This window comes from Burkholderia sp. HI2500 (genome assembly GCF_002223055.1).
In the GTDB taxonomy this organism is placed as follows: domain Bacteria; phylum Pseudomonadota; class Gammaproteobacteria; order Burkholderiales; family Burkholderiaceae; genus Burkholderia.
Window position 1 is genome coordinate 128,556 of sequence record NZ_NKFL01000007.1, and the last position, 21,384, is coordinate 149,939.

16 protein-coding genes are annotated in these 21,384 nt (G+C 69.7%); 8 read left to right on the forward strand and 8 right to left on the reverse strand.

The features are described from left to right. Positions 1 to 34: 34 nt before the first annotated feature. The 8 genes from CFB45_RS32940 to CFB45_RS32975 all read right to left on the reverse strand — a co-directional run bounded on the left by CFB45_RS32940 (position 35) and on the right by CFB45_RS32975 (position 10,252). Positions 35 to 1,105: an ABC transporter ATP-binding protein gene (locus tag CFB45_RS32940; protein WP_089429329.1), complete on the reverse strand. Its 1,071-nt coding sequence runs from the start codon at positions 1,103 to 1,105 to the stop codon at positions 35 to 37. 40 nt (positions 1,106 to 1,145) lie between these two features. Beyond that, positions 1,146 to 1,988, reverse strand: a complete 843-nt coding sequence (locus CFB45_RS32945) for an ABC transporter permease (RefSeq protein WP_089429330.1) — start codon at positions 1,986 to 1,988, stop codon at positions 1,146 to 1,148. Next, complete coding sequence (locus CFB45_RS32950) at positions 1,985 to 2,908, reverse strand: ABC transporter permease (protein WP_089429331.1); 924 nt, start codon at positions 2,906 to 2,908, stop codon at positions 1,985 to 1,987. The genes CFB45_RS32945 and CFB45_RS32950 overlap by 4 nt, the downstream gene beginning before the upstream one ends. 4 nt (positions 2,909 to 2,912) lie before the next feature. Then, positions 2,913 to 4,010 (reverse strand): ABC transporter substrate-binding protein, encoded by a 1,098-nt coding sequence (locus CFB45_RS32955; RefSeq protein ID WP_089429332.1) that lies wholly within the window; start codon positions 4,008 to 4,010, stop codon positions 2,913 to 2,915. 148 nt (positions 4,011 to 4,158) lie between these two features. Then, positions 4,159 to 5,631, reverse strand: a complete 1,473-nt coding sequence (locus CFB45_RS32960; RefSeq protein WP_089429333.1) for an aldehyde dehydrogenase family protein — start codon at positions 5,629 to 5,631, stop codon at positions 4,159 to 4,161. Continuing rightward, positions 5,628 to 7,322, reverse strand: coding sequence for a 5-guanidino-2-oxopentanoate decarboxylase (locus tag CFB45_RS32965; protein WP_218828888.1), 1,695 nt, complete (start codon positions 7,320 to 7,322; stop codon positions 5,628 to 5,630). Before CFB45_RS32965 ends, CFB45_RS32960 begins: the two co-directional genes overlap by 4 nt. 614 nt (positions 7,323 to 7,936) lie before the next feature. After that, positions 7,937 to 9,025, reverse strand: coding sequence for an aldose epimerase family protein (locus CFB45_RS32970; protein ID WP_089429334.1), 1,089 nt, complete (start codon positions 9,023 to 9,025; stop codon positions 7,937 to 7,939). 27 nt (positions 9,026 to 9,052) lie between these two features. Then, entirely contained in the window at positions 9,053 to 10,252 is a 1,200-nt protein-coding gene (locus CFB45_RS32975; protein WP_089429335.1) for a XylR family transcriptional regulator, read from the reverse strand. Between the two features lie 267 nt (positions 10,253 to 10,519). Between CFB45_RS32975 and xylA the strand changes: the two genes are divergently transcribed. The 8 genes from xylA (at position 10,520) to CFB45_RS33020 (ending at position 21,004) form a co-directional block, all read left to right on the forward strand. Then, positions 10,520 to 11,842, forward strand: a complete 1,323-nt coding sequence (gene xylA / locus CFB45_RS32985) for a xylose isomerase (protein WP_089429336.1) — start codon at positions 10,520 to 10,522, stop codon at positions 11,840 to 11,842. 4 nt (positions 11,843 to 11,846) lie between these two features. Beyond that, complete coding sequence (gene xylB, locus CFB45_RS32990; protein WP_089429337.1) at positions 11,847 to 13,325, forward strand: xylulokinase; 1,479 nt, start codon at positions 11,847 to 11,849, stop codon at positions 13,323 to 13,325. 123 nt (positions 13,326 to 13,448) lie between these two features. Further along, the gene (gene xylF, locus CFB45_RS32995) at positions 13,449 to 14,477 is read left to right on the forward strand and encodes a D-xylose ABC transporter substrate-binding protein (RefSeq protein ID WP_089429338.1); all 1,029 of its coding nucleotides are present in this window, start codon (positions 13,449 to 13,451) and stop codon (positions 14,475 to 14,477) included. Positions 14,478 to 14,542: 65 nt separating this feature from the next. Then, complete coding sequence (gene xylG, locus CFB45_RS33000; protein ID WP_089429339.1) at positions 14,543 to 16,102, forward strand: D-xylose ABC transporter ATP-binding protein; 1,560 nt, start codon at positions 14,543 to 14,545, stop codon at positions 16,100 to 16,102. Further along, entirely contained in the window at positions 16,099 to 17,310 is a 1,212-nt protein-coding gene (locus CFB45_RS33005; RefSeq protein ID WP_089429340.1) for a sugar ABC transporter permease, read from the forward strand. Before xylG ends, CFB45_RS33005 begins: the two co-directional genes overlap by 4 nt. Positions 17,311 to 17,407: 97 nt before the next feature. After that, complete coding sequence (locus CFB45_RS33010) at positions 17,408 to 17,665, forward strand: hypothetical protein (protein WP_306427051.1); 258 nt, start codon at positions 17,408 to 17,410, stop codon at positions 17,663 to 17,665. Between the two features lie 490 nt (positions 17,666 to 18,155). After that, complete coding sequence (locus CFB45_RS33015) at positions 18,156 to 19,646, forward strand: sensor histidine kinase (RefSeq protein ID WP_089429342.1); 1,491 nt, start codon at positions 18,156 to 18,158, stop codon at positions 19,644 to 19,646. Beyond that, complete coding sequence (locus tag CFB45_RS33020; protein WP_089429343.1) at positions 19,628 to 21,004, forward strand: sigma-54-dependent transcriptional regulator; 1,377 nt, start codon at positions 19,628 to 19,630, stop codon at positions 21,002 to 21,004. Before CFB45_RS33015 ends, CFB45_RS33020 begins: the two co-directional genes overlap by 19 nt. Positions 21,005 to 21,384 lie beyond the last annotated feature (380 nt).

The following is a 21,384-nucleotide window of genomic DNA, read 5'->3' on the forward strand; positions in this document are numbered from 1 at the left end:
GCTGGGCTGGAGTGCGCGGGAGAAAGACAGGAAATCAGGCGCCGCGGGCGGCGATGAGCTTGCAGGCATGGGCGGGCAGTTCCGCGAGCACCGGCATGCCGACGTGGAGGTCGGGCGTCTCGCGCGGCGTCGTCGCGGCCGTCAGCGTGAAGCCGCGGCAGTCGATCGTCGCTTCGATCGACGCGCCGACGTCGCGCACGAACGTGATCGTGCCCGCCAGCGTATTCGGTGCCGCAGCCGGCTGGCCGGGGCGCACGCAGACGTCCTCGGGACGAATCAGCAGGCGCACGCCATCGGTCGCGCGCGGCGTGTCCGGTGCGCGCCGGATCGCGAGACGCTGCCCGCCGGGCAGCACGATGGCGTCGTCGCCGTCGCACGCGACCGGCAGGATGTTGCCGAGGCCGATGAAGTCCGCGACGAATTCGTTGACCGGATCGCGATAGATGTCGAGCGGCCGGCCGACCTGCTGGATCCGGCCTTTTTCCATCACGACGATCTCGTCGGCCATCGTCATTGCTTCGCGCTGGTCGTGCGTGACCATGATCGTCGTGATGCCGAGCCGTTGCTGGAGCAGCCGGATCTCGACCTGCATCGCTTCGCGCAGCTTCGCGTCGAGTGCCGACAACGGTTCGTCGAGCAGCAGCAGGCGCGGCGACGATGCGATCGCGCGTGCAATCGCGACGCGCTGGCGCTGCCCGCCCGACAGCTGCGTGACGAGCCGGTCGGCCATGTGCGGCAGCTGGATCAGCTCGAGCAGCTCGGCCACGCGCCGCGCCTGCGCGGCCTTGTCCGTCTTGCGCAGCCGCAGCGGATACGCGATGTTCTGCGCGACCGTCATGTGCGGAAACAGCGCGAGCGACTGGAACACCATGCCGAAGTCGCGCCGGTTGGCGGGTACGTGCGTGAGGTCGCGGCCGGCGAACGTCAGCGTGCCGGCGGTCGGCGTCTCGAGGCCGGCGATGATCCGCATCAGCGTGGTCTTGCCGCAGCCGGACGGGCCGAGAAAGCAGACGAGCTTGCCGTCCGGCACCGACAGGTCGACGTGATCGACCGCATACGCGTGATGGAAGCGCTTCGTCACGTTCTGGAGGGTGAGCTGGGTCATGAGGGTTCCTTGCACGGGCGAGGGCGGGGCGGCGTGCGCGTCAGAGCGCGACACCCTTGTCGCCGACGAGTTTTTCGAGCATCCAGATCAGCGCGAAGTCGATCGCGACGGTGAACACGGCGAAGCAGAACACGGTCGGGTCGAGCGACGAGACGGTGCGGCTGTAGAGCCAGACCGGCAGCGTCATCGTGTCGATGCTGTACAGGAAGAACGTCACCGTGAATTCGTTGAACGACACGATGAACGCGAACAGCATGCCGGCGAGGATGCCGGGCCGCATCAGCGGCAGCACGACGTCGACGAGCGCGCGGCGCGGGCTCGCGCCCATCAGGCACGCGGCTTCCTCGAAATCGGGGCCGATCGACGCGACCGACGCCGCGCAGTTCTTCACCGTGAACGGCAGCGTCAGGATCACGTGCGCGACGACGAGCCGCACGATGCCGAGTTCGACCGGCAGCGCGTTGAACACGATCAGCAGCGCGAGGCCGAGCATCACCAGCGGATAGACGATCGGCAATGCGACGAGCTGCTCGACGAGCGCCCGGCCGCGAAAGCGGTAGCGGGACAGCGCGTAAGCCGCGGGCACCGACACGGCGGTCGCGATCAGCATCGTCGCGACCGCGACGACGAGGCTCGTCGTCAGCGCGGCGCCCATCGATTGCGCGCTGCCCGCATCGGACGACACGAACGTCTGCCACGCGGCGCGATACCAGTGCAGGCTGAATTCGCGCGGCGGGAATTCGAGCGTGCCCGATGCGCCGAACGACATCGTGATCATCGTCAGGATCGGCAGCGCCGCGAGCAGCAGCACGAGCGTCGCGAGCGCGCCGGTCACGCGTCCGAGGCGGCCGGGCATGGGCGCGCGCAGGAGCAGGGCATTCATCGGTTCACCTCGTCGGCGCGTTGCAGGGTGCGCACGAGGCGCTGCGAAACCGCCATCACGACGAGCGTCGCACCCATCAGCACGACACCGGATGCCGACGCGGCGGGCCAGTTGAGCAGCGGTGCGACCTGGTCGTGCACGAGCACGGCGAGCATCGGCACGCGCCGGCCGCCGAGCAGCAGCGGCACCGCGAACGCGCTGGCGTTGTACGCGAACACGAGCAGCGCGCCGGAGACGAGGCCGGGCATCGCGAGCGGCAAGGTCACATGCCGCAGCGTCTGCCAGCGGCTCGCGCCGAGCGTCGCGGCGGCTTCGTCGTAGGCGCGGGACACCGCGCGCAGCGCGCTCGACAGCGGCAGCACGGCGAGCGGGAACGCGGTCTGGATCAGGCCGAGCAGCACGCCGTGCTCGCGGTACAGCAGCTGCAGCGGCCGCCCGATCACGCCGCCGGCCAGCAGCGCGCGGTTGAGCAACCCGGCCGGGCCGAGCATCACGAGCCAACCATAGCCTTGCAGCAGCAGGTTCACGAGCAGCGGCAACAGCACGCCCGCGAGCAGCAACCGGCGCGCGAGCCGCGATTCGGTCCGCGCCATCGCGAGCGCCACCGGGATCGCCAGCAGCACCGCGCACACCATGCTCTGGAACGCGAGGCGCAGCGTGAGCCACAACGACGTCGTGAAGTACGGGTCGGCGAGGTCGAGATAGTTCTGCAGCGTGAAGGTCCGCCATTCGTCACCGGACACGCCGACGCTCATGCGCAATACCGTGACCGTCGCGGCGGCGAGCACCGCGAGGAACGCGAGGATCGGCGCGAGCAGCAGCCAGGGCGGCACGCCGGGCAGCGCGGGCGCATCGGCGCCCGCGCCGGCCGTGCCGGCGGCGGCCGGCGCGGCGTCTCGGGGAGAGGACAGGGAGGCCATGTCGTTACGCCGAGAAGAGGCCTGTGTAGCGCTTGATCCACGCCGGCTGCACGGCCGCGAGCGCCTTGTCGTCATGAAGCACGGCTTTCTCCGCGATCTGCTGCGGCGACGGCACGAACGCGCGGCTTTCCGCGGGAATCACGGCCTTGCCGTTCACGGGGCCGTTCAGCACGTCGGCCGCCATCCGGCCCTGCACGCCGGCGTCGAGCGAATGATTGATGAACGCGTGGATCAGGTCGAGGTCGCCCGGGTGCGCCTTCGGGATCACGGTGAACATCAGCTGCGTCGCGAAGCCTTCCTTCATCCCGTACGTCACGCCCATCTTGTAGTCGGGCTTGCGGATCTGGTCCGGGAAGAACGCGGGCGAATAGATGCCGCCGAGGTCGAGCGAGCCCGTGCGGAACAGGTCGGCGACCTGGTTCGGGTTTTCGCCGAGGGTCATCACGCGGTCCTTCAGTTGCGCGAGCTTCCGGAATCCCGGATCGATGTTCTGCTGCGAACCGCCGGCCAGCTTCGCCGCGATGATCGCGAGGTCGACCGCTTCCGCCCACTCGGGCGGCGGCAGGAACAGGCGGCCCGCATATTTCGGATCCCACAGCGCCTCGTAGCTCGACGGTGCGCTCTTCACGGTCGCCGTGTTGTAGATCAGCCCGTCCGACCACAGCAGGTAGCCGATGCCGAAGCCGTTCGCGCCGGTGCGGTACTGCGGTGCGACGTCCTTCAGGTTCGGCAGCCGGTTCAGGTCGGGCTTCGCGAGCAGGCCCGCTTCCGCGAGGCCGGCCGCGCCGACGCCGGCCAGCGTGATGACGTCGTAGGTCGGCCGCTCGCCCGCGGCCTTGACCTTCGCGACCATCCCCGACGTGCCGTCCGCGCGATCGGCGATCACGCGTGCGCCGGTCTGCTTGCTGAAGCTCTCCGCGATGTTGCGCAGCGCGGCCGCGCCGGTATCGTCGGACCACGTGAGCAGGCGCAGCGTCTTGCCTGAGAAACTGCTCGTCTGTGCCTTCGCAGTACTGATGAATGGCATCGGAAGGGCGGATGCAGCGAGCGCCGTGCCGAGGGTTTTGATCACCTGCCTTCTGCCCGCCTTGAAGTGTTGCATGGCCGTCTCCTGATGAACGATGCCGGGTGGTTCGATGCCGGGCGCCGACTGCGGCGCGGGGTGTGGAGGAACTGTAGGGAGGTCAAATTTCCGCAACAAACGAAATATCCGCATGCGCGGCATGACATAAACGCATGGCCCGGCGACCTCAGCCGGCCGGCATCATGACCTGCTTGATCTCCTGGAATGCGGCGAGACCGAACGGGCCGAGTTCGCGTCCGATGCTGCTGCGCTTGTAGCCGCCCCATGAGGTTTGCGGATAGATCAGCTGGGGCGTGTTGATCCACACGACGCCCGCCTCGAGCGCGTCGGCCACCCGCCTGGCGCGTGCCGTGTCACGGGTGACGACGGTGGCGACGAGCCCGTATTCGGTGTCGTTGGCGGCCGCGACCGCATCGTCCTCGGTGTCGAATGGGCGGACACACAGCACCGGCCCGAAGATTTCTTCACACCATAGCGGGCTGTCGGCCGGCACGTCGGCGAACAGTGCCGGTCGGATGAAATAGCCGGGGCCGTCGGGCGCGTGGCCGCCCGTCACGAGCCGCGCGCCGTCGGCCAGGCCCTGCGCGATGTGGCGTTTCACGCGCTCGTATTGCGCGCGATTCGTCAGCGGGCCCATCTGCACGCCGGGGGCGAACGGCGGCCCGACGACGGTCGCGTCGATGCGCCGTGCGAGGCGGGCGATCAGTTCATCGGCGAGCGGCGCGGCGACGAGCACGCGCGAGGTTGCCGAACACATCTGCCCGGCGTTGAACAGGCCGCCGCCCGTGACGAGCTCGACCGCGTGATCGAGATCGGCGTCGTCGAACACGACGATCGACGACTTGCCGCCGAGTTCGAGGCCGACGCCCTTGATCGTGTCGGCGGCCGTTTTCATGACCTGCGCACCGACGGCGGTGCTGCCGGTGAACGACACCTTCGCGACGCGCGGATGCGCGCACAGTCGGGCGCCGACGTCGTGGCCCGTGCCCGTCACGACGTTCAGTACGCCGGGCGGCAGCCCCGCGTCGGCGGCGATCGCGGCGAGCTCGAGCTCGGGCAGCGGCGTGATCTCGGACGGCTTCAGCACGACGGTGCAGCCGGCCGCGAGCGCGGGCGCGAGCTTCCACGCGGTCGTCACCATCGGGAAATTCCACGGCACGATCAGCGCGGCGACGCCGGCCGGCTCGCGCCGGATCCACGCGCGATGGTCGGCATCGGGCAGCGCGATCTCGGTTTCGCCGTCGGTGTCGAGGCGCTCCGCGAGGCTCGCGTAGTAGTCGAAGGTGGCGATCACGTCCGCGACGTCGATTTCGGCTTCGGCGAACGGCTTGCCATTGTTGAGCGACTGCAGGGTGGCGAGCCGCGTGCGGCGTGCGTCGACGCCGCGCGCGATCGCGCGCAGCAACGCCGCACGCGTGGCGCCCGTCGTGCGTTTCCAGCCGGCAAACGCGCGTGACGCGACCTGCACGGCGTGCTCGACGTCCGCCTCGCCGCCTGCGCTGACGTCGGCGAGCACGGCTTCCGTCGACGGATCGACGACGGGCAACGTCGCGCCGTCGACGCTCGCCCGCCAGGACCCGTCGATGAAGTGGCGCGTGTGCAGCGGCGGATCGAACGCGAGAGCGGGTGTCGTGCTCATCGTTGCACCTGCGCGAACCAGGTTGCCTCGTCGATTTCGATCACGGTCGGGATCGCGCGCGCCGTGGCGTCGCGCAGCGCGGCGGCCAGTGCGCCGGGTGTCGCGGCCGTGTGCGCCGCGCAGCCGAAGCCGCGTGCGAGCGTCTGGAAATCGGGCGTATACGGATCGACGCCGACCGGCGTGATGTCGCGCGCCACCATGTATTTGCGGATCTCGCCGTAGCCGCGGTTGTTCCAGACGATCACGATCACCGGCAGCCGCGCCTCGACCGCGCTCGCGAGTTCCGGCAGCGTGAACTGCAGGCCGCCGTCGCCGATCAGGCACACGACCGGGCGCGCGGGCGCGGCGAGCTTGGCGCCGATCGCGGCGGGCAGCCCGTAGCCGAGCGTGCCGTAGCCGGTCGACGAATTGAACCAGCTGCGCGGCGCCGGTGCATCGTGGGTGAAGTTGCCGACGTAGACGGGGCTCGTCGAATCGCCGGCGATGATCGCGCCGGGCAGCGTGGCGACGATCGTGTCGATCAGCCGCGCCTGCGACCGCGCGGCGCCGTCGTGCATCGACGCGATCACGGCGCGCACGGCGGCCACGCGCGGCGCGCCCCAGTCGGCGTCGGGGGTGGGGGCCGGCGTTTCGTGCAGGCGGGTCGACAGCGCGCCGAGCGCCAGCTGTGCATCGCCGGCGATGGCGATCTCGGCGCGGGCGTTGCGCATCAGCTGTTGCGCGTCGATGTCGATGCGGATCAGCCGGCCGTCGATCGCGAAGCCGCCGTCGAACGTGACGTCGTAATCGGTTTCGCCCAGCTCGGTGCCGACGGCGAGCACCACGTCGGCATCGCGGATCGCCGCACGGGTGGCCGGCAGCGACTGGGTCGAGCCGATCAGCAGCGGGTGGCCGGCCGGCAGCAGCCCCTTCGCGTTGATCGTCAGCGCGACCGGTGCGTGCAGGCGTTCGGCGAGTTCGCGCAATTCCGCCGCCGCGTGGATCGCGCCGCCGCCGGCGAGGATCAGCGGCCGGCGCGCGTGCGCGAGCAGGCCGGCGGCCGCCGCGAGCGCGTTCGCATCCGGCGCGGGCCGCGCCGGCAGCGCGGGCGGGGCGTCGGACAGCGCGGGCGCCGGCATCACGATCACGTCGAGCGGAATCTCGATATGCACGGGCCGCGGCCGCGCGCTGGCGAAGACCGCGAAGGCGCGCGCGAGGACCTGCGGCAGGTCGGCCGCGTCGAGCAGCGTGTGCGAGAACGCGGTAAGTCCCGCGAACACGTCACGCTGGGACGGCAGCTCGTGCAGGCGGCCGTCGCCGCGGCCGAGTTCGCGTCGCGCGTTGACGCTCGAGATCACCAGCATCGGGATCGAATCCGCATAGGCCTGTGCCATCGCGGTCGCGATATTGGTCATCCCCGGCCCGGTGATGATGAAGCAGACGCCCGGCCGGCCCGTGACGCGCGCATAGCCGTCGGCCATGAAGCCGGCCCCCTGTTCGTGGCGCGGCGTCACGTGGCGGATCGACGACGCGGCGAGGCCGCGATAGAGCTCGACGGTATGCACGCCGGGAATGCCGAACACGCATTCGACGCCGTGGCGTTCGATGAGGTCGACGAGCGCTTCGCCGCAGGTGCGGGGGCGGGCATGGCAGGGCGCCGCCGTGGCCTTGCGGGCCCCGGCGATCGAGGAAACGGTGGCGGGATGGTTCATGGATCGTGGTGTGCCGATTGGGAGGGTGAGTGGCCCGTACCGCAAACGAAGGGGGCATGGTGCGGATTGTCGGCGTCGATCCGGGGTGCCAACAATCGATTAGTTTTCATGCGCGGCATGAGGGCCGTGCATGGCGGCGTCGAATCGCGGGGCGGGCAGTGGAGTGCGAGTTTTCCCGGCAGCGCGGGTTGCAACGCGCGTCATACGGACATCCCGGCGCTGCATGTCGGCGTCGGCTAGTCTTGCGCGAAAGGGGCGCGAAGCGAAGCGGTGCCCGCCGCCCGGCGCGGGGTGTCGCCCGCCCGATGCGTCACAAGCGGCGGGGGCACGGATTGCATGCAGGCGGACGAGCGGGCATACGGCGCAACCGGCGCAACCGGCGTCTTGCGCAGCGATTCTTCCGACGAGGGCAGCCCCGGGCGCGCCGCACACGCGACGCCAGTCGGCACGCGAATCGTGTAGTCAACCTGAATATCCACGGGGCGTGGCGCGTAATATTTTGATGTCGCCCCTTGGCTGGAAGCGGGTTTTATGCGCTGCGCCCTATGCGGTTCCGAGGATTCTCCCGGTGCGAGGTTCTGCCGCGAATGCCGGGCCGTGCTGTCCCACGCACGCTATGCATGAACGCCCACCCGATACCGCGTGGTCTGTCGATAGACGGCGTCCGGATAGAGAATCACGGCGCCGCTGAGGCCGGCCATGTTGACCTGATCCGGAAAGCCGCCCGCCTCCAGGCACAGCGCCCCGTGTGGCGTGCAACGTGTGCAGCCGCTCACGCGCAGGCCATCGAGATAGTTGCCTGTATAGAGTTGCAGGCCCCGCTGATCGGTCGACACGATCAGCTCACGCCCGCTTTCCGGATCGTAGACGCGTGCGACGGGCCGGGCCTCGCGCGCGCCGTCGCCCAGGACGAAGCAATGATCGAAGCCGCGCGCGCGGGCCAGTTGCGCGTTCGGCCAGTCGAGGCGCGCGCCGATCGGCGCGCTGTGCCGGAAATCAAACGCGGTGCCCGTCACGTCGGCCGTGCCGGTCGGGATCAGCGCCTCGTCCACTTCGAGGAACGCGTCGGCATCGATCTGCAGCAGATGGCCGCGCACGTCGCTGCCCGGGCGCCCGTTCAGGTTGAAGTAGCTGTGATTCGTCAGGTTCAACGGCGTCGGCGCATCGGTCCGCCCCGTATAGTCGATCGTCAGCGTGCCGTCGTCGTCGAGCGTGTAGCGAACCTGCACGGTCACGTTGCCCGGAAAACCCGCGTCGCCTTCCGGCGAATCGAGCCGAAGCGTCAGCCCGCCGCAGTCGTCGATCACGTCCCAGCGCGCGCGATGAAAGCCGTTCGCGCCGCCGTGCAGCAGGTTGCCGTTCTCGTTGCGGTCGAGCGGGTAGCCGATGCCGTCGAGTTCGAAGCGCGCACCGGCGATCCGGTTCGCCCAGCGGCCGATCGTCGCGCCGAGGTAGGCACCGGATTCGAGGTACTCGGCCGGCGTGTCGTGCGCGAGCACGATATCGGCGAAGCGCCCCGTGCGGTCGGGGGCGAGCCACGACACGACGGTCGCGCCGAGGTCGCTGACGACGACGCGCATCCCGTGCGCGTTGCGCAGCGTGTAGCGCCGAACGGGCTCGCCGTCGGGCAGCGTGCCCCACGGCTCGGAAGGCACGCGCGCCGCGCCGTGCGTCAGGGAGGAGGAATCGGTATCGATGTGCATGGGAAGAGGTCAGATGGTCGGCGGCCGTCAGCAGGAGGCTGAGGCGGCCGCGCGTTCCTGGTATTCGCGCGGCGTGCAGCCCAGCTCGCGCCTGAACACTGCGTACATGTACTGGAGCGACGTGAACCCGCAGCGGATCGCGACCTCGGCGCTCGACGCCTGCCGGCCGGCGAGCAGCGCCTGCGCGGCTTCGAGCTTGTGGCGCAGGATTTCCTGGTGCACGGTGCGCTGCAGTTCGCGCCGGAAGTGCTCCTCGAGCAGCGAACGCGATACGCCGACGTAGTCGGCGACCTGTTCGGTCTTGATCCCCTGGCACGCGTACTGGCGAATGAAATGCCGCGCGCGCATCACGTGCGGGCTCGCGAGCGGCTGGTGGCGCGTCGATTCGAGCACGTTGATGCCGACCGGCGGCACGAGAATGCGCTGCCCGGGAAAGCGCGCGCCGCGCAGCATCCGGTGCAGCAGGTGCGCGGCGGTACGGCCCATTTCCTCGGTGCCCTGGATCACCGACGACAGCGGAATGCGCGTCAGCGTGCGCGTGAGTGGATCGTTGTCGATGCCGATGATCGCCACCTGTTCCGGCACCGCGATGCCGGCGATCAGGCAGGCCTGCAGCAGGTGCCGCGCACGCGCATCGGTCACGGCGATCACGCCGACGGGCTTCGGCAGCGCATGCAGCCAGCCGATCAGCTGCTCGATCGCGTGGTTCCACCCCGACGCGCTCGTCGACAGCCCGCGGTAGATCGGCGCATCGAGCCCGTCCGCGCGTGCGAGCCGGTCGAATGCGAGTTCGCGCTGCTGCGCCCAGCGGTTTTCCTGCGCGATCGGCAGGCTGTACATCGCGAAATGCGCGAGTCCCGCACCGATCAGGTGCGTGTACGCGAGCGACACGAGCTTCGGGTTGTCCGTCGCGATATAGGGGACATCGTCCGGATACTGGGCCGGATCCTCGTACGACGAGCCGACCGCGACGACCGGCAGCGGCGAGCCGGCGAGCGCGCTGGCGACCGCGGGATCGTCGAAGTCCGCGATGATGCCGTCGCCGTCGAAGCGCTCGATGCCGGTGAGCCGGCAGCGGAAGTCGTCTTCGAGGAACAGGTCCCACACGACGCGCGTCGTGTGCAGGTACTGGCCGATGCCGCTGATGATTTCGCGGTCGTAGACCTTGTTCGCGTTGAACAGCAGCGCGATGCGATGCGGTGTCTGGGCGGAAGGGACGCGTGTCATCTCGCTCTCGGGGCACGTGCGTCGAGGGGCGCGGTGCCGTTGTCTCCGGGGCGCGCCCGGGTCGGCGGCGCGCGGTGGTCTGGTGTTTGGCGATTGTAGGGCGGAACGTGTGCCGCGCGCAGCGGCTGGCAAGAAACATTAAGCGTGCTGCGCAATTTCGCAATTGCCGCCCGGCAGGGGCGCGGGCACGATCCAGCCTACCGAATTCGGCCGCGTGCGCCACCCCGACGCACGTTGCGCTGCAACAAGACCCAGCACGGAGACGCCATGTCGTATTTCGAACACATTCCCGCGATTCGCTACGAAGGCCCGCAGTCGGACAATCCGCTCGCGTACCACCATTACGACCCCGAGCGGCGCGTGCTGGGCAAGACGCTCGCCGAGCATCTGCGGATCGCGGTGTGCTACTGGCACACTTTCGTGTGGCCGGGGCACGACATCTTCGGGCAGGCCGCATTCCAGCGGCCGTGGCAGCAGCCGGGCGACGCGCTCGAACGGGCGCGGATGAAGGCCGATGCCGCATTCGAATTCTTCACCAAGCTCGGCACGCCTTTCTATACGTTCCATGACACCGACGTCGCCCCGGAAGGCGACAGCCTGCGGGAATATGCGGCGAATTTCGCGCGGATGGTCGACTATCTCGGCGAGCGTCAGCAGGCGAGCGGCGTGCGGCTCCTGTGGGGCACCGCGAACCTGTTCTCGCACCCGCGCTTCGCGGCCGGCGCCGCGACGAACCCGAACCCCGACGTATTCGCGTGGGCCGCGACCCAGGTGTGCCATGCACTCGATGCGACGCACCGGCTCGGCGGCGAGAACTATGTGCTGTGGGGCGGGCGGGAAGGGTACGAGACGCTGCTCAATACGGACCTGAAGCGTGAACGCGACCAGTTTGCCCGCTTCCTGTCGATGGTCGTCGAGCACAAGCACCGGATCGGCTTCAAGGGCGCGCTGCTGATCGAGCCGAAACCGCAGGAGCCGACCAAGCACCAGTACGACTACGACGTCGCGACGGTGCACGGCTTTCTCGTGCAGTACGGATTGCAGAACGAGATTCGCGTGAACATCGAGGCGAACCACGCGACGCTCGCCGGCCACTCGTTCCATCACGAGATCGCGAATGCGTTCGCGCTCGGCGTGTTCGGCAGCGTCGACGCGAACCGCGGCGATCCGCAGAACGGCTGGGACACCGACCAGTTCCCGAACAGCGTCGAAGAGCTGACGCTCGCGTTCTACGAAATCCTGCGTCACGGCGGCTTCACGACCGGCGGGATGAACTTCGACGCGAAGGTGCGCCGCCAGAGCATCGATCCGGAAGATCTGTTCTACGGCCACGTCGGCGCGATCGACGTGCTCGCGCTCGCGCTCGAACGCGCGGCGGTGCTGGTCGAGAACGACCGGCTCGACGCGCTGCGCCGGCAACGCTATGCGCAGTGGGACGACGCATTCGGCCGCAAGATCCTGTCGGGCGACTATACGCTGGCGTCGCTCGCGGCCGAGGCGCTCGCGCGCGGGGTGAACCCGCAGCACGCGAGTGGCGCGCAGGAGCGGTGCGAGAACATCGTGAACCAGGCGATCTACGGGCTGCGCTGACGCCATGTACATCGGACTCGATCTCGGCACGTCGGGCTTAAAGGCGGTGCTGCTCGACCGCGACGGTGCGGTGCGCGCGAGCGCGAGCCGCCCGCTCACGGTGAGCCGGCCGCAGCCGCGCTGGTCCGAGCAGGCCCCGCGCGACTGGTGGGATGCCGCCTGTGGCGTGCTGGCCGCACTCGTCTCGGATGCGCGCACGGCGGGTATCGATCCGCGCGACATCGACGCACTCGGACTGACCGGCCAGATGCATGGCGCGACGCTGCTCGATGCGCACGGTGACGTGTTGCGCCCCGCGATCCTGTGGAACGACGGTCGGGCGGATGCGGAGTGCGCGGAACTGGAACGACTCGCGCCCACGCTGCGCGCCGTGGCCGGCAACATCGCGATGCCGGGTTTCACCGCGCCGAAGCTGCTGTGGGTACGTCGTCACGAACCCGACGTATTCGCGCGCATCGCCCACGTGCTGCTGCCGAAGGACTACCTGCGCTACCGGCTGACCGGCGCATTCGCGACCGATCCGTCGGATGCCGCCGGCACGCTGTGGCTCGACGTCGCGAAGCGCGACTACGACGACACGCTGCTGGCCGCCTGCGGGCTGTCGCGCGCGCAGATGCCGGCCGTGTTAGAAGGCAACCGCATCACCGGCACCCTGTTGCCGGCCGTCGCGCGCGCGCTCGGGCTGCGCGAGATCCCGGTGGTGGCGGGCGGCGGCGACAACGCGGCCGGCGCGGTGGGCGTCGGCATCGTGCGGCCCGGCGATGCGCTGCTGTCGCTCGGCACGTCGGGCGTCTATTTCGCGGTGTCGGACGGGTTCCGCGCGAATCCCGAATCGGCCGTGCACAGCTTCTGTCACGCGCTGCCGGACACGTGGCACCTGATGTCCGTGATGCTGAACGCGGCCGGCTGTCTCGACTTCACCGCGCAACTGGCCGGTTACGACGGCGTCGCGGCGCTGCTCGACGACGCCGAGACGCATGCGCGCGCGAGCCGCCCGTGGTTTTTGCCTTACCTGAGCGGCGAGCGTACGCCGCACAACGACGTGAATGCGAAGGGCGTCTTCTACGGGCTCACGCCCGACACGCAGCGTGCGGATCTCGCGAACGCGACGCTCGAAGGCGTCGGCTTCGCGCTGCTCGACGGCATCGACGCGCTGCATGCCGCCAGGCTCGCGCCCGACAGCATCACGGTGATCGGCGGCGGCTCGCGCAGCGCGTACTGGACGCAGATGCTCGCCGATTTGAGCGGCCGTGCGCTGACCTTGCGCGCGGGCGGCGAGGTGGGGCCGGCATTGGGCGCCGCGCGCCTCGCGCATCTCGCGCTCGAACCGGATGCGCCGCTCGACGACGTGTGCCCGCAGCCGCCGATCATCGCGGTACGCGAGCCGGACATGGCGCGCCACGCGTGGTATCGCGACGCGCGGCGGCCGACGTTTCGCGCGCTTTACCGTGCGCTCGCACCGGTGTTTGCCACGGGCGTTTGACGTGCGGATCGCTGACGCGTTGCGCGTCGCACGATGCCGTGCTTTGCAGTGACTCGATGCGGGCGGCGCATTTCGGCGTTCGCCCGGCGTTCGTGAAGTTGTCCAAAAACAAGGAGTGGAGACATGCAATCCGTGACGCGTCGTACCGTATTGAGTTCGCTTGCCGGCGCCGCTGCGCTGGCGATCCTCGCGCTGGGCGCACCGCTCGCGCATGCGAGCAAGGACAAACCTGAAATCGGCTTCTGCATCGACGACCTGCGCGTCGAGCGCTGGTCGCGCGATCGCGACTATTTCGTCGCGGCCGCGACGAAGCTCGGCGCGAAGGTGTCGGTGCAGTCGGCCGACGCGAGCGAGGCGCGGCAGATTTCTCAGATCGAGAACCTGATCTCGCGCGGCGTCGACGTGATCGTGATCGTGCCGTTCAACTCGAAGACGCTCGGCAACGTCGTCGCCGAAGCGAGGAAGGCCGGCATCAAGGTCGTGTCGTACGACCGGCTGATCCTCGACGCCGATGTCGACGCGTATATCTCGTTCGACAACGAGAAGGTCGGCGAGCTGCAGGCGCAGGGCGTCTACGATGCGAAGCCGAAGGGCAACTACTTCCTGCTCGGCGGCGCACCGACGGACAACAACGCGAAGATGCTGCGCGAAGGACAACTGAAGGTGCTGAAGCCGGCGATCGATCGCGGCGACATCAAGGTCGTCGGCCAGCAGTGGGTGCCCGAATGGAGCGCGTCGACCGCGCTGCGGATCACCGAGGATGCGCTGACCGCGAACAACAACCGGATCGATGCGATCGTCGCGTCGAACGACGGCACGGCCGGCGGCGCGATCCAGGCGCTCGCCGCGCAGCATCTGGCCGGCAAGGTGCCGGTGTCCGGGCAGGACGCGGACCTCGCGGCGGTCAAGCGCGTGATCGCCGGCACGCAGACGATGACCGTCTACAAGCCGCTCAAGCTGATCGCGAGCGAAGCCGCCAAGCTTGCCGTGGATCTCGCGAAGGGCGCGAAGCCCGCGTTCAACGCGCAATACGACAACGGCAGGAAGAAGGTCGACACGGTGCTGCTGCAGCCGACGCTGCTGACCAAGCGCAACGTCGACGTCGTCGTGAAGGACGGCTTCTATACCCAGGCGCAGCTGGCGAGCCAGTAAGCGTACGACGGACGCGATGCGCGGCCGCCGCGACGGCGGCCGCGTTGACTGCGAGGCAAGAACGAATGACGGAACCCTTGCTGACGATGCGCGGCATCGTCAAGACATTCGACGGCGTGAAAGCGCTCGACGGCATCGACCTCACCGTGCGGCCCGGCGAATGCGTCGGGCTGTGCGGCGAGAACGGCGCGGGCAAGTCGACGCTGATGAAAGTGCTGTCGGGTGTCTATCCGCACGGCACGTGGGACGGTGACATCCGCTGGGAAGGCGCGCCGCTCGCGGCATCCGGCGTGCGCGACACGGAGCGGGCGGGCATCGTGATCATCCACCAGGAGCTGATGCTCGTGCCCGAGCTGTCGGTGGCCGAGAACATCTTCCTCGGCAACGAGATCACGCTGCCGGGCGGGCGCATGCACTTCGCCGCGATGGTCCGGCGCGCCGAGGAACTGCTGCGCGAATTGCGGATCGACTCGATCAACGTCGCGCAGCCGGTCATGAACTACGGCGGCGGCCACCAGCAGTTGATCGAGATCGCGAAGGCGTTGAACAAGGACGCGAAGCTGCTGATCCTCGACGAACCGTCGTCGTCGCTGAGCGCCGCCGAAACGCGCATCCTGCTCGACATCGTGCGCGACCTGAAGCGGCGCGGCGTCGCGTGCGTGTACATCTCGCACAAGCTCGACGAAGTCGCGGCCGTCTGCGATACGGTCACCGTGATCCGCGACGGCCGTCATGTCGCGACCGAGCCGATGCGCGCGCTGACCACCGACCGGATCATCGCGATGATGGTCGGCCGCGAGATTCGCGACCTGTATCCGCGCGAGCCGCACGAGATCGGCGAGGTCGTGCTGGAAGCGCGCAACGTGACCTGTCGCGACGTGACGAACGCGCGCCGCAAGCGGGTCGACGACGTGTCGTTCAGCGTGCGGCGCGGCGAGATCCTCGGCGTGGCCGGGCTCGTGGGCGCGGGCCGCACCGAGCTGATGCAGGCGATCTTCGGCGCGTATCCGGGCGCGTGCACGGCGACCGTGCTGATGAACGGCCGGGTGCTGTCGATCCGCTCGCCGGCCGACGCGATCCGCGCCGGGATCGCGATGGTGCCCGAGGACCGCAAGCGCCACGGCATCGTGCCGCAGCTCGGCGTGGGCCACAACATCACGCTGGCGGTGCTGCGGCGTTTCGCGGCGCGCGGGCGGATCGACGCGGCCGCGGAACTCGATGCGATCCGCACCGAGATGCAGCGGCTGTCGGTGCGCGCCGCGCATCCGTTCCTGCCGATCGCGAGCCTGTCCGGCGGCAACCAGCAGAAGGCGGTGCTCGCCAAGATGCTGCTGGCCGAGCCGCAGGTGCTGATCCTCGACGAGCCGACGCGCGGCGTCGACGTGGGCGCGAAGGTGGAGATCTACCGGCTGATCTTCGCGCTGGCGCAGCGCGGCGTCGCGCTGGTCGTCGTGTCGTCGGAGCTGCCCGAGGTGCTCGGGCTGGCCGATCGCGTGCTGGTGATCGGCGAAGGCGAGCTGCGCGGCGATTTCGTCAACGACGGCCTCACGCAGGAACAGATACTCGGCGCCGCGCTGAAGCCCGCGCGGCTGTCCACCGAACCCACCGCAATGAGCGCGACATGAATTCCGAACTTTCTTCCTCGACCCCGGCGACGCCGGATGCCGACGCGCAGCGTTCCGCCGGCCGCACGGCGCGGCTGCCGCTTCGCCAGATCTTCGCGCGCTACAAGCTGCTCGCGCTGCTGCTGGCGGTCGTCGTGATCTGGACGTTCTTCTCGGTGCTGACGGACGGCGCGTTCGTCACACCGCGCAACGTATCGAACCTGCTGCGGCAGATGTCGATCACCGGCATGCTCGCGTGCGGGATGGTGTTCGTCATCATCGCGGGCGAGATCGACCTGTCGGTCGGCTCGCTGCTCGGGCTGCTCGGCGGTGTTGCCGCGATCCTCGACGTCAACCGCCACTGGCCGGTCGCGGCGACGATCCCGGCCGTGCTCGCGCTCGGTGTGGTGATCGGGCTCTTCAACGGCTGGTGGTCGACCTATCGGCGCGTGCCGTCGTTCATCGTCGGGCTGGGCGGGATGCTCGCGTTTCGCGGGATCCTGCTCGGCGTGACGGGCGGCTCGACGATCGCGCCGGTGTCGGACGGCTTCGTGTTCATCGGGCAGGGCTATCTGCCGCGCCTGGTGGGGGACGGCCTCGCGATCCTGCTGTTCGGGCTCGTGTTGCTGCTGGTGGTGCGGCAGCGCGCGACGCGGCGGCGCTACCGGCTCGCGGTCGCACCGCGCTGGCAGGACGTCGCGAAGATCGTCGGCGCCGGCGCCGTGCTGTTCGCGTTCGTCGCGACGCTCGACCGCTACGGCGGTATTCCGGTGCCGGTGCTGCTGCTGCTCGTGCTGCTTGGCGTGTTCTCGTGGATCGCGACGCAGACCGTGTTCGGCCGGCGCATCTACGCCGTCGGCTCGAACCTGGAGGCGACGCGGCTGTCGGGCGTCGATACCGACCGCGTGAAGCTCGCGATCTTCGCGCTGATGGGGCTGATGTGTGCGTTTGCCGGCCTGGTGAACACGGCGCGGCTGGCGGCGGGGTCGCCGTCCGCCGGCACGATGGGCGAACTCGATGCGATCGCCGCGTGCTTCATCGGCGGCACGTCGATGCGCGGCGGGTCGGGCACCGTCTACGGCGCGCTGATCGGCGCGCTCGTGATGGCGAGCCTCGACAACGGCATGTCGATGCTGGACGTCGACGCGTACTGGCAGATGATCGTCAAGGGCGCCGTGCTGGTGCTGGCGGTGTGGATCGACGTGGTGTCGCGGTCGAACCGGCGGTGAGACGCCGGTCGGTCGCGAGTCGACAAAGAGGAAGATCATGGAACGAAACACGATGCGCGTGCCGGATGTTGCCGTGCTGGCGGCTGGGCCGTTCGTGATGCCGGATGACGGTTCCGTGCTGGGCCTGGATGATCCGCGCGACCGGCAGGTGATCGCGGATGCATTGCGCGCGCTGCTGCGCGAGCGTGCCGAAGCGCTCGCGTTCGCGATGCGCATGGCCGACCAGTGCGGCAGGCCGCGGCCCGATGCGGCCGATTTCGCGCTGACCGACATCATTCGGCTCGCTCGTATCGTCGAGCGGATCGAGCGGGACGGTGTGGCGAAGCGCGCTGCCGTGCCCATGGACGCGCGCTGACGGGAGAGGAGGCCGACGCGGCCAACGCGCCAGCCGAAAACCGATTGCGCCGCGCACGCCGCGCGGTCGACGTTCAACGCGGCGAATCGAATCGCACGCCGATTGGGGGCGAGGATTCCCCGCGTCGCGGGCTGACGCGGCCGTTGCCTGATAACGCGTCATTGACCCGCCCGCTCCCGACGCGCACCCTGCGCGGTCGCCGCCGCTTCCCGCCGCTGTCATCGTCTGCGTTCGGGATGGCATGACTTGCGGCGGCCGGAGCGGGTGCAGCAAGGTGCTAACGGAAACGATGCGCATGGGGGTTCGACGGGAAGCGTCGGGCTGGACGCTAGACCAAAGGCCGTCCAGCGCCCGAGGCTTTCGCCCGGCTTTCCGGGGCGAGCCGGTGCCGCCGGCCCGGCAGGACGCCCGTGCGCTGCATGGCGAGCGTGGCGGCTTCGCATGACAGGCGATACGCTATGCTGTCGTCCTCACCCGCCAGCCCGATCCGATGAAGCGTCCGTCGTTTTCCACCCAACTCGTCATGCTCTGGGCACTCGTCGCGGCGCTGTGCGCGACGCTGGTCGCGGTCGTCTGGATCACGGCGAGTTCCGCCGAGAGTCAGCAGGTCGCGAGCGCAAAGGCCGCCGGCGCGTCGGCCTGCGAAGCGGTCGCGTCGCGTTACAGCGCGTCTTCCGCGTCGCCGGGCGCCGGGCCCGCCCCGGAGCTGATGCATGCGATCCTCGACATCGTGCTCTCCCGTGCCCCCGACATGGAAGGCGGGTTCTGGATGCCCGGCGCCGCCCCCGCGGCAAGCGGCTTTCTCGCGTATTCCTTTCCCACCTACCAGGGCAGCGGCGTCAAACACGACGTACCGGAAGCGGAAACGCCGCTGATCCTTCGCACGCTGCGCGCCGCGGCCGCGACGCGTGCCGCGACCGCGAACGTCGTCGAAGGCGCGCAGGATGCCGTGGTCGCGGCGGCCTGCCCGGTACGCGGCGGATCGGGGCTGTACGTGTGGATGCTGACGCGTGCGCGCCCGCCGCTGGGCCGGCACGGCGAGTTGCTGGCCACGGGCCTCGCGGCCGTCCTCGCCGTGATCCTGGCGATCGCGGCGGCGCTGGCCGTGGCGCTGCGCCGATGGAAGCGCAACCTCGCGCGGATCGAGAGCGGGCTGGGGCCCGACGGTCGCGAGCATCATCTGCCGTACGTCGGCGAGCCCGATCTCGACCGCGTCATCGATGCGTTCAACGAGCGGGCGCGGCGCGCGGATCGGCTGCAGCAGCAGGCCGACGAACTGCGCACGCGCCTCGCGCAGGCCGAACGCTTCGGCATGCTGGGCAAGCTGGCCGCGCAGGTCGCGCACGAGATTCGCAATCCGATGGGCGCGATGCGGCTGAAGGCGGAAAACGCGCTGGCCGGCGATGGCCGGCGGCAGCAGGACGCGCTGCGCGTGATCCTCGCGCAGATCGAGCGCATCGATGCGCAATTGTCGAGCCTGCTCGCGCTGACGCAGCCGGTGCGCCCCCAAGCGACCCGGGTCGACGTCGACGCGTGGCTCGCGCAGGTCGTCGACGCGCACCGCGAGCTGGCGCAGCGGCAAGCGATCGACCTGACGCTGTCGCCCGCGGGGCAGGGCGAACGGCTGGCATGGCCGTCGGATCGTCCTGCTTTCGATCCCGACCAGATGCGGCGGGCGCTCGACAACCTGCTGCTCAACGCGCTGCACCACGCGGGCGACGGCGGTGCGGTCACGCTCGCCGCCGAGCGGCGCACCTTCGCCGGGCGCGACTGGCTGTGCCTCACCGTGTCGGACAGCGGCCCCGGCGTGCCGGCCGCGCAGCGCGAGCGGATTTTCGAGCCGTTCGTGACGGGCCGCGCGGAGGGCACGGGCCTTGGTCTGGCCGTCGTCCGCGAAGTGGCGGCGGCGCACGGCGGGCACGCGCGCCTCGACGGGGGCGCCGCATTCGTGATTGAAATTCCATGGCAAACATCCTCATAGTCGACGACGACGCGGCCTTTCGCGACAGCCTCGCGGAAACGCTCGCCGATCTCGGTCATCGGGCCGTCGAGGCGGCCTCCGGCCGCGCCGCGCTCAGCGCGCTGCGCGATGGCGATGGCGTCGAATGCATCTTTCTGGATTTCCGCCTGCCGGATCTGGACGGGCTGGCCGTGCTCGCGCAACTGCGCGACGCTCCCGCGCTGGCCGCGATTCCGGTCGTCATGCTGACGGCCCATGCGACCAGCGACAACACGATCGAAGCGATGCGGCTCGGCGCGTTCGATCACCTGACGAAGCCGATCGGGCGTCGCGACATCGCGCAACTGCTCGAACGCATCGTGTCGGCGAATCAGCCGCCCGTGCGCGCGCCGGGCGACAGCGATTTCGCGGGCGAGCCGTCGGCGGACCGACCGCGGCTGCTGGGCGTGAGCGCCGCGATGCGCGACGTGCAGAAGCAGGTCGGCCGCGCCGCGATGAGCGACGCGACCGTGCTCCTGACCGGCGAGACGGGCACGGGCAAGGAGGTGGCCGCCCGCGTGCTGCATGCGGCATCGGCCCGGCATGCGGGGCCGTTCGTCGCCGTCAACTGCGCGGCTATCCCGGCCGACCTGCTCGAAAGCGAGTTGTTCGGGCATCGTCGCGGTGCGTTCACGGGCGCGCATGCCGATCGCGCGGGGCGGCTCGTCGAGGCCGACGGCGGCACGCTCTTTCTCGACGAGATCGGCGACATGCCCGCCGCGATGCAGGCGAAGCTGCTGCGCGCGCTGCAGGAGCGCCAGGTGATGCCGCTCGGCGCGGATCGCGCCACGGCGATCGACATTCGCGTCGTGGCCGCGACGCACCGCGACCTCGTCGCGGCCGTCGCGGACGGCACGTTCCGCGAAGACCTCTTCTATCGGCTGAACGTCATTCCGCTGCACCTGCCGCCGCTCGCGGAGCGTGTGGCCGACATCCTTCCGCTCGCCGCGCATTTCCTGTGCAACGCGGCAGGCATGCGCGCGCTGCATCTGACGAACGACGCCCAGCGCGCGCTGCTCGATCACCGCTGGCCGGGCAACGTGCGCGAACTGCGTAACGTGATGGAGCGGGCGGCCGCGCTCGCCCCCGGGCCGGCCATTGGCGCGGCCGATCTCGGCCTGGCCGCCGTGCCGGCGCGCGAGCCGCACGCCGATGCGGTGCCGGCGCACCTGCTCGACATGCCGCTGCCCGATGCACTGGCGACGGTCGAGCGCGCGGCGATTCTGCGCGCGCTCGAACGCGCGAACGGCAACCGCGCGGAAGCCGCGAGGCTGCTCGGGATCGGCCGCCAGTCGCTCTATGCGCGCATGGCGAATCTCGGGATCGAGCGCGACGACTAGGGCCTGTTCACGCTAATAACGGGCTTGCGAACGCGCGTTGCCGGTCGTAGTGCAAGGAGTGAGGCGCGCCGTTTCGACTGTCGGGAATGCCGACATCCGGCGACGCGACGTGTCGGGAAATCCGACAGTTTTCGCGCGCGTCGTCGTTCGGCGCACGGCCACGCGGGGCGTCGCGGGTTGGCACGGGTATTGCGGATATCGATGCATCGCAACCCGTCGCCGGAGCCCGTCATGAAGTCGTACCTGCCTGTCGTTCGATCGCGGCCGCGGCGCCGTGCCGCCGTGCGCCGCTCGTCTCGCATGCTCTGCGCGGCCGCGCTCGTTGCCGTCGCAACGGTCAGCGTGGCGCAGGTGCCGCCCGCACCGCGCGCGGAAGATCC